This is a genomic window from Pseudomonas sp. sp1636 (genome assembly GCF_030376615.1).
Classification (GTDB): domain Bacteria; phylum Pseudomonadota; class Gammaproteobacteria; order Pseudomonadales; family Pseudomonadaceae; genus Aquipseudomonas.
Map to the genome: position 1 here is coordinate 100,075 of NZ_JARRAB010000017.1, position 12,895 is coordinate 112,969.

Genomic DNA, 12,895 nt, shown 5'->3' on the forward strand with positions numbered 1-12,895 from the left:
ATGGATTTCAACCTGTCCGCCTGGGCGCTGCGCAATCGTCAGATCGTGCTCTACATCATGTTGTTGCTGGCCGTGGTCGGCGGTATCTCCTATACCAAGCTGGGCCAGAGCGAAGACCCGCCGTTCACCTTCAAGGCCATGGTGGTGCGCACCAACTGGCCGGGGGCCAGCGCCGAGGAAGTCGCCCGCCAGGTCACCGAGCGCATCGAAAAGAAGCTGATGGAGACCGGCGAGTACGACAAGATCGTGTCCTTCTCGCGACCCGGTGAATCCCAGGTGACCTTCATCGCTCGCGACTCGATGCATTCTGAGGAGATTCCCGAGCTCTGGTACCAGGTGCGCAAGAAGGTCGGCGACATTCGCCACACCTTGCCCCAGGGGATTCAGGGGCCGTTCTACAACGACGAATTCGGCACCACCTTCGGCAATATCTATGCACTGACCGGCGCAGGCTTCGACTACGCGGTGCTCAAGGACTATGCCGACCGCGTGCAGCTGCAATTGCAGCGGGTCAAGGACGTCGGCAAGGTCGACCTGCTCGGCCTGCAGGACGAGAAGATCTGGATCGAACTGTCCAACACCAAGCTGGCCACCCTCGGCCTGCCGCTGGCCGTGGTACAGCAGGCGCTGGAAGAACAGAACGCCGTGGCCGCGACCGGCTTCTTCGAAACCGTCTCGGATCGCGTGCAACTGCGCGTGACCGGGCGCTTCGAGTCGGTCGAGGAAATCCGCAACTTCCCGATCCGGGTGGCCGAACGCACCTTCCGCATCGGCGATGTGGCCGAGGTCAAGCGCGGCTTCAACGACCCGCCGGCGCCACGCATGCGCTTCATGGGCGAAGACGCCATCGGCCTGGCGGTATCGATGAAGGCCGGCGGCGACATCCTGGTGCTGGGCAAGGCCCTGGAAATCGACTTCGCCCGCCTGCAGGAAACCCTGCCGGCCGGCATGCAGTTGCGCAAGGTGTCGGATCAACCGGCGGCGGTGAAGACCGGCGTCGGCGAGTTCATTCGCGTGCTCACCGAAGCGGTGATCATCGTCCTGCTGGTGAGCTTCTTCTCCCTCGGCCTGCGCACCGGCCTGGTGGTGGCGCTGTCGATCCCGCTGGTGCTGGCGATGACCTTCGCCGCCATGTACTACTTAGGGATAGGCCTGCACAAGATCTCCCTCGGCGCGCTGGTGCTGGCGCTGGGGCTGATGGTCGACGACGCGATCATCGCCGTGGAGATGATGGCGATCAAGATGGAGCAGGGCTTTGATCGCATCAAGGCGGCCAGCTATGCCTGGACCAGCACCGCCTTCCCGATGCTGACCGGCACCCTGATCACCGCCGCCGGCTTCCTGCCGATTGCCACCGCGCAGTCCGGCACCGGCGAGTACACCCGTTCGATCTTTCAGGTGGTGACCATCGCCCTGCTGGTGTCCTGGATTGCCGCCGTGGTGTTCGTGCCCTACCTGGGCGCCAAGCTGCTGCCGGATCTGGCCAAGCTGCATGCGGCCAAGCATGGCGGCAGCGCCGCGGGGCATGACCCCTACTCGACGCCGTTCTATCAGCGCGTACGGGCCACCGTGCAGTGGTGCGTGCGGCGGCGCAAGACGGTGATCGTGCTGACCCTCGCGCTGTTCGTCGCCTCCATCGTGCTGTTCCGCTTCGTGCCGCAGCAGTTCTTCCCGGCTTCCGGGCGGCTGGAGCTGATGGTCGACCTCAAGCTCGGCGAAGGCGCCTCCTTGAGCGCCACGGCCGAGCAGGTCGAGCGTCTCGAGCAACTGCTCAATGGCCACGAGGGCATCGACAATTACGTGGCCTATGTCGGCACCGGCTCGCCGCGCTTCTACCTGCCGCTCGACCAGCAACTGCCGGCCGCCAGCTTCGCCCAGTTCGTGGTGCTGGCGAAAAGCATCGAGGAGCGGGAAAAGATCCGCAGCTGGCTGATCGCTACCCTGAGTGAAGAATTCCCGACCCTGCGCACGCGCATCTCGCGTCTGGAGAACGGCCCGCCGGTCGGCTACCCGGTGCAGCTGCGTGTTTCCGGCGAGCATATCGACGAGGTTCGCGCCCTGGCCCGCCAGGTGGCGGACAAGGTGCGCGACAACCCGCATGTGGCCAACGTGCACCTGGACTGGGAAGAACCGAGCAAGGTGGTGCGCCTGAACATCGATCAGGAGCGTGCCCGTGCCCTGGGCATCAGCACCGCCGACCTGTCGCGCTTCCTGCAGAGTTCGCTGACCGGTTCACCGGTCAGCCACTACCGCGAAGGCAACGAACTGATCGAAATCCTCTTGCGCGGCACCTTGAGCGAGCGCCAGGAGCTGGGTCTGTTGCCGAGCCTGGCGGTGCCCACCGCCAGCGGCACCAGCGTACCGCTGGCGCAGATCGCCATCCTCGAATACGGTTTCGAGGACGGGGTGATCTGGCACCGCAACCGCTTGCCGACCGTCACCGTGCGCGCCGACATCTACGGCAAGGAGCAACCGGCCAGCCTGGTCAAGCAGATCCTGCCGACCCTGGAACCGATCCGCGCCGCGCTGCCCGACGGCTACCTGCTGGACGTCGGCGGCACCGTGGAAGACTCGGCGCGCGGGCAGAAATCGGTGAACGCCGGGGTGCCGCTGTTCATCGTGGTGGTGCTGACCCTGCTGATGCTGCAGCTGAAAAGCTTCTCGCGCTCGGCCATGGTGTTCCTCACCGCGCCGCTGGGGCTGATCGGCGTGACCCTGTTCCTGCTGATCTTCCGCCAGCCGTTCGGCTTCGTCGCCATGCTCGGCACCATCGCCCTGTCCGGCATGATCATGCGCAACTCGGTGATCCTGGTCGACCAGATCGAGCAGGACATCGCTGCCGGCCTGGACAGCTGGAACGCCATCGTCGAAGCCACGGTGCGCCGCTTCCGGCCCATCGTGCTGACCGCCCTGGCCGCGGTGCTGGCGATGATCCCGCTGTCGCGCAGCGTGTTCTTCGGGCCGATGGCGGTGGCGATCATGGGCGGCCTGGTGGTCGCCACGGCGCTGACCCTGCTGTTCCTGCCGGCGCTCTATGCCGCCTGGTTCCGGGTCAAGCAAACGCCTGCTCCGGGGGTTTAGCCGCGTCCGTAGGAGCGGCTTCAGCCGCGAATGCTTTGCCACATGGCAGCGCTTCGCGGCTGCCGCGACGCTTTATCCATCCACCAATCGCGAAGGTGGATGAAAAAGGCGTTATCCATCCGACCCAGCTCCGGTAGCCCGGATGCAATCCGGGGCAACGCTAGCGGCCCTGTGACGGATCCGCGGCTGCGCTGGCGCTGACTCGGGCTAGAAATACCGCTGTTTGTCCCCTTCTGCGAGGTGCCGAACCGATTCCGGTGGGCGCTGTCCGCCCATGTGTCGGCCTCAAGCTGTTAGGGTTGTGGCGGACAGTTGCCGGCAGGGCGCGGGTTTTCGCGCGTCGATCTGCAGGATTCCTGCGCGGGCTGTCCTGGGCTGTTGGTTGTAGCAGGCAGCTGAAATTCCATGAATTCAGGGAGGCCGCGCATGCCGCTGAAAAATACCGTCCACTTGATCGCCTACCCCAACCGTATCGGCGCGGGCCTGGCCGACCTGGCCAATTTCGTCGAACACCAGCTCGCTCGCGCGGTGGGCGGGGTGCATATTCTGCCGCCCTTTCCGTCGAATGCCGACAGCGGTTTCTCGCCGCTGACGCACAAGCGCATCGACCCGGCTCTGGGCGATTGGGCAGACATCGAGCGCCTGAGCGCGCACTACGATGTCTGTCTGGATCTGGTACTCAATCACCTGGCCGATGACTCGCCGGAGTTCCAGGACTACCTGCAAAAGGGCCAGGCCTCGGAGTGGGCCGAGCTGTTCGTCGATGTCGACAGCCTGGGCGAGATCGGCCCGGACGATCTGGCCAAGATCCACATCCGCAAGGAAAAGGAACCGTTCCGCGAAATCAGCTTCGCCGACGGCAGCAGCGGGCGGGTCTGGTGCACCTTCACCGAACGGCAGATCGACCTCAACTACGACTCGCCGCTGACCTACCGGATGATGGCCGACACCATCGCCTATCTCGCCGCGCGCGGGGTGAAACTGCTACGCCTGGATGCCTTCGGCTACACCACCAAGAAGATCGGCACCAGCTGCTTTCTGGTCGAACCGCAGGTGTGGCAGATCCTCGACTGGTTCAAGACCACCGCGGCGGCCAGCGGCATAGAGATACTGCCCGAGGTGCACGACCACCCGAGTTGGCAGTACGCCATCTCGGCGCGCGGCATGTGGTCGTATGCCTTCGCGCTGCCGCCACTGCTGCTGTACACGCTGCTCGACGGCAACAGCCAGTACCTCAAGTCCTGGCTGCGCATGTGCCCGCACAAGCAGATCACCGTGCTCGATACCCACGATGGCATCTGCATTCCCGATGTGGAGGAGATCCTGCCGCGCGAGCATATCGAGGCGCTGATCCAGAACGTATCGGAGCGCAGCGCCGACCCCATCCTGCGCCGCTCGGCCGCCAACGTGCACAGCGTCGGCGCGATCTACCAGCTCACCTGCACCTTCTTCGACGCCCTGCAGGGCAACGAGGACGCCTACATAGTCGCGCGGGCGATCCAGTTCTTCACCCCCGGCATTCCGCAGGTCTACTACGTCGGCCTGCTGGCCGGCCACAACGACAGCGAGCTGTTGGAGGAAACCGGCGAGGCGCGGGAAATCAACCGCCACTACTACTCACTGGACGAGGCCGAGCAGGCCTTGCAGGCCCCGGTGGTGCAGCGTCTGCTGAGCCTGATGGAGCTGCGCTCGAGCCACCCGGCCTTCGCCGGCGAGTTCGAGCTGCACCAGTCGAACATGTCCAGCGTGTCCATGGGCTGGCGCGCCGGGGCGCATAGCTGCCACCTGTTCGTCGACCTGAACTTCCGCACCGCCACGATTACCTGCACCGGCCCCGAGGGGGAAGAGGAGACGTCCTGCAGGTGTTGAACCGGCTGTTGTTGCGTTCAGGCTTGACGGTCGTGCGCGGCATTCGCCTGCAGCGCCTTCTCGGGCGTCGTCTGGGCTATCGCGGATGACAAACAACCAATCACCACCGGGTAGGATGGGTTGAGCAGCGCGATACCCATGCTGCTTGGTTTTTGCGATTGATGTGCATACGCCGCTTTCGTGGTGTTTTTACTATTGGTTCCGCCCTTACGGCGGCTCACTTTTGGCAAACGCCCCAAAAGTAAGCAAAAGGTCTTACCCCTTGCATCCGGCCCGCCTGCGGCGGGTACCCTCGCTCCATCATTGCTCCAGGGGCACGCCGCGAAGGGCCATCCCTGGCCCATCGCGGCTCTCGCGGCATCCATGCCGCTCAACCCCTTACGCAACGATTCCACTCGGCCTTCTGATGGGGCGGTTGGCGTCGTCTGTGAGATCGATGTTCTAAAAGCAAAGCAAACCGTAGGAGCGACCTTGGTCGCGAACTTTTGCTTTTCGTTTTTGACGTCCATAAATCGTCCAGGCAACGCGATCCCCGACTCCCGTCAGGAGGCCGAGCGGAGGTGCTGTGAAGAGGGGCGTTTGGCATGGATGCCAAACGAGGAACGATGGGCCAGGGATGGCCCACCGTGACGACCCTCGGAACAGCACCGGAGCGAGGGAAGTTGAGCGCAGCGAAACCCGGATGCCGGGCGCGCTTTCTCTTTGGTTACTTTCTCTTTGCGCGCGCAAAGAGAAAGTAACTCGGCGTAAAGCCGAAACCCGTAGTGCGGTCAGCATCAAAGCGGCGAGGTCAGAAGAATTATGGTTTTCCTGCTCATACCTTTGAGGCATGATCCGGTATAGCTGATGGCTTTATGCCACGCACAGCAGGAGTCACGGATGGCCCGTCGCAACAAAACCTCGCCCTTCGAAGACCTTATCTTTATCGCTTCGCGCCTGCCTTGGTGGCTTAGCCTGCTGATCGCCCTGGCCGCCTGGCTGTACTTGCACTCCGTCGCCATCAGCCCACCGCCTACTGTCACCGATCCCAAGCAATTTGCCTCGGCCATGACCGGGCAGATGTGGCGAACCTTCGCCCTGTTTCTGCAATACATCGTGCCCGTGGCGTTTATCTTCGGTGCGATTGGTTCGCTGTTCGCTCGCGGCAAACGGCGCAAGTTGCTGGAAGACGTCGCCAGCGCCATCCGCCCCGGCAAGACCGTCGAGGGCATCGACTGGCAGCAGTTCGAACAGCTGGTTGGCGAAGCCTTTCGCCGCCAAGGTTTTATCGTGACGGAAACCGGCGGCAATGGCCCGGATGGCGGCATCGAGCTGATTCTGCACAAGGGCCGCGAAAAGCATCTGGTGCAATGCAAACAGTGGAAGGCCACCAAGGTCGGCGTGGCCGTGGTTCGCGAGTTCTTCGGCCTGATCGCCGCAGAAGGCGCCGCCGGCGGCTTTGTCGTGACCTCCGGCAGCTTTACCGCAGATGCCGAGGCCTTTGCTAGTAGTCGCAATATTCGTCTGGTGGAAGGTGCTGAACTCAAGCGCTGGATCGCGGCTTCGCGCACGGTTCAGGCCCATCCCTCAGCTGCCACCCCGGTGCAAACCAGATTTGTACCTGTTCAGCCGAGTGTGCCGAGTTGCCCTGTTTGCAATTCGGCTATGCAGAAGCGGGTGGCGAAGCGTGGAGCGAATATTGGCAATGAGTTTTGGGGGTGTTCGCAGTATCCGAAGTGTCGTGGGGCGTTTTAGTTGTGATCTCTGCTTTAAATGAAGTCTCCGCATATTAATTGATAGTTGGTGGGTGTATGCCTGTTAAGGTAACAATAAGCAACCTTAAATCAATAAAGCAGTTAGAGTTTGATGTCCCGATGCAAGGGGCGTATATTTTAACTGGTGCTAATGGTTGTGGTAAAACTTCTCTGTTGGTGGCGCTGCATCGTATGGGGGCGTCTAATGCGTTTCAGACTGGATTTCCTGGTGCTAGACAGGCAAATGGTATTGATGGTTTAGAAGATGCAATAATTTCATATGCAGTTCATGGGAAGGATGTGTCCTATAGATATAATGACATACGCTGGTCTGCTACTCCTAAGTCGAATAGCAAGCTAATTTCTGGTGCATTTAGTGAAGTGCAATTTTTAAAGGCTGATTCTTCCCGCGTAGAACCTACTCCAAATGAGTTGAAAGGTGCGAGGAAATATCCAGTAGATGTGGACTTAAAGAATTTCCTTAACTCTGTTTTCGATACCGAAAAATTTAACCACATGTACAAGGTTAAGTTGAGAGGGAGAAATGCTGAAGCGCACTTGATTGAGCTGGGTGGGGTTCAGGGGCGGCGTAAAACATATTATTCTGAAAAGAGTTTTAGTTTGGGTGAGTTGTGTGTTATGAAGCTGGCTCAGAGATTATTGTCTGCAAAAAATGGAGCGCTTTATATTGTAGATGAATTTGAGATGGCTCTGCATCCTGCTGCTCAGATTAGGCTTTTTGAACAGCTGCAGTTGCTCTCTAAAAAGTATAATTGTTCAGTCTTGGTTTCTACACACTCATCTAGTCTTATTAAGAGTGCAAGCAGGTCTAGTATTATATATTTAGAAAATAATGCTGGGAATGTTACGGTTCATCGAAATGTGTATCCTACGTATGCTTTGCAGCATATTACAGTTGATGATGATGTTTCGGTAGATAGGCTGGTATTTGTCGAGGATATTTCTGCTAAGTATTGTGTTGAAAATATGTGGCGCCAGTATATTGCGATAAGTAATAATTTGCAGAGCTTGCCCACGATAAGGGTTGTTGTTATTGGTGGATATAAAGAAGTTTTGCGGTTTCTTGATAGAAGTTCTTCTTTTATTCCGAAGCACACTAAGTCAATTGCAGCTCTTGATGCGGATGCTGAGGTGCCTTGTCTTCCGCCTACTGTTCAGGTTGGCATGCCTTTGCCAGAGTTGACAGTGCCCCAATCTCTGTACAAGAGTCTTCAAGGGCAAGTTGTTTTTTTACCATGGACACCTGAGGTAGGGTTTTGCGAATTATTTGCTCAGGATTTGAAGAAGCATCTTGCTGGGATTAATCAGTATTGTGGTGTAATGAACCTTAAGGTAAGTGCTGCTGTGGCTAGAAAATATATTGGTTTGCAAGGGAAGCCCTTGCGTGATGAGTGCAAGAGAATTGTTGACATGATTTCTAGTGATATAGCCAATAAAAAAAGCTGCTCTATAGAACGGGCGGGGGAAGACCTGTTTGCTTATTTGATTAAAGAATATTGGCCTACAGATAAGCAGACGATGGATAGGCTTGCAGGTAAGCTGTTTTCCTAGGTGAGGGAGAAGCGATAGGCTATTACCTCGGTTTCAAAAAGCCAGACCCCCATCGGTCTGGCTTTTCCACATCTACCCAACCCCTCCCTACAACGCCCCAAACACCTTCTTGGCCAAACTGGTCGCCGCCCCGGCCGGGTTCTGGCGGATGTTGGCTTCCTGCTTGGCGATCATTTCGAACAACCCGTCCAGCGCCTGTTCGGTGACGTAATTCTCGATAGTGGCGCTCTTCGCGTCGACCACGCCGAAGCTCGCGGCCTGGCCGGCGAAGGCGTTGTATTGCTGGGCCAGGCCGACCTGGTCGGTGGCTTGTTTGACGATGGGCAGGAACTTGGCGCGGAGCTGTTCGCGGCTGCTGTTGTTCAGGTATTGGGTGGCGGAATCCTGCGGGCCGCTGAGGATGCTCTTGGCGTCCTGTACGGTCATTTTCTTCACCGCCTCCACCAGCAAGGCCTGGGCCTGGGGTACGGCGGCTTCGGCGGCCTGGTTCATGCTGGTTTCCAACTGGGTCACCTGGGCGCCCATGCCCATCATCTTCATGGTGCGCGCCGCCTTGCCGAGGTTGCCCGGTAGCTCGATGCGTACATCCGGATTGTTGCTGAAGCCGCCGGGCGCGCCCAGTTGCTTGACCGCCACCTGGGCGCCCTGGATCAAGGCGTCCTTGAGTCCGCCGCTGGCGTCTTGCTGGGTCAGGTCGGCCAGCGACAGGGCAAATGCGCTGGCAGACAAGGCCAGGCCGGCAACGAGGGCGGTGATGCGAAACATGGGGGCGATCCTTCTGGCGCTGAGGTATGCAACGAGGGTAGCGGAGCGGGGCGCCACTGCAAACCCTGGCGCGGCGGTTATGCCCGCCCGGCGTCGGCGGCGACGCATTCGCGCAGCCAGTCGATAAAGACTTGCAGCCGGCTGGGCATGGGCTCAAGGGCTGGGTGTACCAGTTGGTATTGGCAGCGACTGGCCAGGGCGAAGCCGCCGAATGGCAGGATCAGTTCGCCGCACTCAAGCCGCTGTTGCACCAGTTGCTGGCGGCCGATGGCGATCCCCGCGTGGTTGATCGCCGCCAGCGCGCAGAGGTCGGAACGGTCGAAGGTGAGGCTGCGCTGGGGCAGTTTGGCCGCAACCCCCGAGTGGCTGGCCCACAGTTGCCACTCTGCATCGTAGGCGGCGTTGTCCCAGGCCAGGGAGTCATGCAGCAGGGTGCAGTGTGGCAGGTTGTCCGGGTTATCCAGCAGGCCATGGCGCTGGGCATACTGCGGGCTGCACACCGGGGCGATCCGTTCGTCCATCAGTTGGCTGGCGATCAGTCCGGGAAACGCATCGCGGGTGAAATACAGCGCCAAATCGATGTTCTGGGTGCGGAAGTCGACCGTGTCGTTGCCCACCCGGATATCCAGGGCAATCGCCGGGTAGCGGGCGGTAAAGTCGGCCAGCCTCGGCACCAGCCAGCATTCGGCGAGCGAGGGGCGGACATAGATCGCCAGCGGCCCGGCGACTTCGGCGCCTGGGGCCTGCTGCAAGGCTTCGAGCAACTGGCCCATGGCACCTTGCAGGATGGTGAAGATGCGTTCGCCATCGGCGGTCAGGCGGATCTGCCGGGTCAGGCGCTGGAACAGTTTCAGCCCCAGCCCGCGTTCCAGGCGAGCGATACGGTGGCTGACGGCGCTCGGCGTCAGGCATAGCTCTGCTGCCGCGCGGGCAAAGCTCAGATGGCGCGCCGCCGCATGGAAGGTATGCAGGTTGGCGAACTGGCTACTGTCGAGCCCGGCGCCAAGCCGAGGGGGAAGGTTGTGCATGGCGTCATTCTAGCAGCGAGCGGTGGCGGATCAGCAGCCACCGCTATCAGGTTGTCAGGCCTGTTGCGTCTGCAACAGTTGCCGGCCCTTGGCGAGATAGCCGGCCATTTCCGCCTCGGGCACCATGCTGCCGCCGGTGGCCCAGATCAGATGAGTGGCCTGGGCCATCCGCGCCGGGCTCAGGTGCATGCGCGCACGATAACCTTGCTCCTCGCTGAGCACCCGGGCCATGCCCGGTACGCCGGCCAGCGCCGAGGGTTCGAGGCGCAGGCCTTCGCTGCTGTCCAGCAGCGCCAGCAGGCGATACAGCTCTTCATCGCTGACCGTGTAATAACCGTCGATCGAACGCTGCATGGCGCGGCCGACGAAGCCGGACGGCCGACCGACCGCCAGGCCATCGGCGGCGGTGAGGTTGTCGATGCCGAAGTCCTGCACCGAGACCTCGTCGTGGCGGCCGGTGTGCACCCCGATCAGCATGCAGGGCGAGTGAGTGGGCTCGGCAAACAGGCAATGCACCGCATCGCCAAACGCCAGCTTGAGGCCGAAAGCCACTCCGCCCGGACCGCCGCCGACGCCGCAGGGCAGGTAGACGAACAGCGGGTGCTCGGCATCGACGCGGAGCGCGGCGGCTGCGAACTGTTGCTGCAGACGTTCTGCGGCGACGGCATAGCCGAGGAACAGGCTGGTCGAGTTTTCATCGTCGACGAAGTGGCAGTAAGGGTCGGCGCTGGCCTGTTTGCGCCCCTCGGCTACCGCGACGCTGTAGTCGCAGGCGTACTCGACCACAGTCACGCCGTGGGCGCGCAGCTTGTCTTTCTTCCACTGCCGCGCATCGGCCGACATGTGCACGGTGGCCTGAAAGCCCAGGCGGGCGCTGATGATGCCAATCGACAGGCCGAGATTGCCGGTCGAGCCGACCGCGATCTTGTAGCGGCCGAAGAAGGCTCGGGCCGCGTCGCTGTCGAGCACGGCGTAGTCGTCGCTTATCTGCAGCAAGCCTGCGGCCAGCGCCAGTTCCTCGGCATGCTTGAGCACTTCATAGATGCCGCCACGCGCCTTGATCGAACCGGAGATGGGTAGGTGGCTGTCCTGCTTGAGCCATAGCGCGCCGCTGTCGCTCAGCCCATAGCGTTGGGCTAACCGCGCCTGCAGCTGCGGCACCGCGCGGATGCCCGACTCGATGATTCCGCCGCTGCTCGCGGTCTCCGGGAATGCCCGGGTGATATAGGGCGCGAAGCGTGCCAGGCGCGCGCTGGCGTCGGCGACATCGGCCCGGCTCAGCCCGACATCGGCCAAGGCCTCGGCCGCGCTGGCGACCCCCGGGTTGAACCAGCTGGTTTCCCGCAGCGCGATCAACTGATTGAGCAGCGGGTATTCGTTGCACCAGGTGCTGAGGGGCTTGCCAAGCAGCATGGGGTAGGTTCCTCGGGTCGGATGTTCGGCTGCGCGCGGAGAGATGAACTGGCCGCGTTGCGCTGCCATTAGACGGCGCAACGGTGTGGCTGACAAAGGATGCTTGTTCAGCGGATAGATGACGCAGGATCGTCTGTGCCCAGCGCTAACGTGCTGTTCTGGGAGAACCATGCACGCTGGATGTTGGACGCTCGAATCCAGGCTCGGCAGCGTGCAATGGTTCGCCTGCCATCAACGGCTGACGGCAGCAATCACGGAGATTTCTACCAGCAGTTCGGGGCTGGCCATCGCGGCTTCTACACAGGCCCGTGCAGGGGCGAAGCCCGACGGCACCCAGTTGTCCCACACGCTGTTCATCTCGGCGAACAGGCTCATGTCCTTCAGGTAGATGGTGGCGGACAGAATCTGTTGGCGATTGCTGCCGACCGACGCCAGTAGTGTGTCGACCTTGGCCAGCATGGTGCGTGTTTGTTCCTCGATCCCGGCGCTGCGGTCTTCTGCCACCTGCCCGCATAGATAGGCGGTCTGGTTGTGCACCACGACTCGGCTCATGCGTGCGCTGGTTTCATATCGGCTAATGCTCATAACGGCTCCTGGGTGAATTCGATAGTGGGATGACCCGCTACTGTAGCGAGCTGCGCGGGGCAGGGCGTATAAACCTACCCTGAAACCGAAGAGAAGCTAACCGTATGTTGCGCATGCTTTCGTTCCTGGCAGTGCTTGCCGCCTTGTACCTGGCGATCTGCGTCGCCTTGTTCGTGGCCCAGCGCAGCCTCATCTATTTCCCGCAACCGCTTGCCATCAGCCACCCCGGCACGCTGCTCAGGCTGCCGGCGGACGAGGGTGAGGTGTTGGTGTCGATCCGGCCCCGCGCCGGCCCGAATGCCTTGATCTACTTCGGCGGCAACGCCGAGGACGTCTCCCTGAACCTGGCCGACTTTGCCCGGGCCTTTCCCGAGCATGCGCTCTACTTGCTGCACTACCGGGGCTACGGCGGCAGTTCCGGGTCGCCCTCCGAGGAGGCCATCCAGCGCGATGCCCTGGCCTTGTTCGACCGGGTGCATGGCGCCCACCCGCGTACCGTGGTGGTGGGGCGTAGCCTGGGTTCGGGGGTCGCCGTGCGCCTCGCCAGCCAACGTCCGGCAGCACGCCTGGTGCTGATCACTCCTTTCGACAGCCTGCAGGCGTTCGCCGCCCGTCAGTTCCCCTACCTGCCGATAAAGTGGCTGCTCAAGGACAAGTTCGAGTCTTCGACCTACGCCGCGCAGATCAGGGTGCCGACCCTGCTGATCGTGGCCGAGCACGACGAAGTCATACCGCGTGCCAGCAGCGAGACGCTGTACCGGCATTTCGCCCCCGGCGTGGCCACGCTCAAGGTCATCCCGGACAAGGGCCACAACTCGATATCCGAGAGCCCCGAGTACCTGGAGTTGC

General features: G+C 61.3%; 10 protein-coding genes. 5 read left to right on the forward strand and 5 right to left on the reverse strand.

The window, feature by feature from the left end:
• Together P8H27_RS16615 and gtfA are read left to right on the forward strand one after the other, a co-directional pair.
• Nucleotides 1–3,081 carry an efflux RND transporter permease subunit gene (locus tag P8H27_RS16615; RefSeq protein ID WP_289638740.1) on the forward strand — a complete coding sequence of 1,027 codons (3,081 nt, stop codon included), beginning with the start codon at nt 1–3 and terminating at the stop codon, nt 3,079–3,081.
• Between the two features lie 426 nt (nt 3,082–3,507).
• The gene (gene gtfA / locus P8H27_RS16620) at nt 3,508–4,950 is read left to right on the forward strand and encodes a sucrose phosphorylase (RefSeq protein WP_289638741.1); all 1,443 of its coding nucleotides are present in this window, start codon (nt 3,508–3,510) and stop codon (nt 4,948–4,950) included.
• Between the two features lie 17 nt (nt 4,951–4,967).
• Here the strand turns inward: gtfA and P8H27_RS16625 are convergent, their stop codons facing one another.
• Entirely contained in the window at nt 4,968–5,459 is a 492-nt protein-coding gene (locus tag P8H27_RS16625) for a hypothetical protein (RefSeq protein ID WP_289638742.1), read from the reverse strand.
• A gap of 370 nt (nt 5,460–5,829) precedes the next feature.
• Here P8H27_RS16625 and P8H27_RS16630 point away from each other — a divergent pair, with 370 nt between their 5' ends.
• Nucleotides 5,830–6,684 (forward strand): restriction endonuclease, encoded by an 855-nt coding sequence (locus P8H27_RS16630; RefSeq protein WP_289638743.1) that lies wholly within the window; start codon nt 5,830–5,832, stop codon nt 6,682–6,684.
• 56 nt (nt 6,685–6,740) lie between these two features.
• Nucleotides 6,741–8,255, forward strand: a complete 1,515-nt coding sequence (locus tag P8H27_RS16635; protein WP_289638744.1) for an ATP-dependent endonuclease — start codon at nt 6,741–6,743, stop codon at nt 8,253–8,255.
• Between the two features lie 87 nt (nt 8,256–8,342).
• Here the strand turns inward: P8H27_RS16635 and P8H27_RS16640 are convergent, their stop codons facing one another.
• The 4 genes from P8H27_RS16640 to P8H27_RS16655 all read right to left on the reverse strand — a co-directional run bounded on the left by P8H27_RS16640 (nt 8,343) and on the right by P8H27_RS16655 (nt 12,046).
• On the reverse strand, nt 8,343–9,020 hold the full coding sequence (locus tag P8H27_RS16640; protein WP_289638745.1) for a DUF4197 domain-containing protein: 678 nt from the start codon (nt 9,018–9,020) through the stop codon (nt 8,343–8,345).
• A gap of 77 nt (nt 9,021–9,097) precedes the next feature.
• Nucleotides 9,098–10,048: a DNA-binding transcriptional regulator DsdC gene (gene dsdC / locus P8H27_RS16645; RefSeq protein ID WP_289638746.1), complete on the reverse strand. Its 951-nt coding sequence runs from the start codon at nt 10,046–10,048 to the stop codon at nt 9,098–9,100.
• 54 nt (nt 10,049–10,102) lie between these two features.
• Nucleotides 10,103–11,461, reverse strand: a complete 1,359-nt coding sequence (dsdA, locus tag P8H27_RS16650; RefSeq protein ID WP_289638747.1) for a D-serine ammonia-lyase — start codon at nt 11,459–11,461, stop codon at nt 10,103–10,105.
• 231 nt (nt 11,462–11,692) lie between these two features.
• The gene (locus tag P8H27_RS16655) at nt 11,693–12,046 is read right to left on the reverse strand and encodes a RidA family protein (protein WP_289638748.1); all 354 of its coding nucleotides are present in this window, start codon (nt 12,044–12,046) and stop codon (nt 11,693–11,695) included.
• A 104-nt stretch (nt 12,047–12,150) separates the two neighbouring features.
• Here P8H27_RS16655 and P8H27_RS16660 point away from each other — a divergent pair.
• Nucleotides 12,151–12,895: alpha/beta hydrolase (locus tag P8H27_RS16660; RefSeq protein WP_289638749.1), on the forward strand; the 745-nt coding region annotated here is incomplete at its 3' end.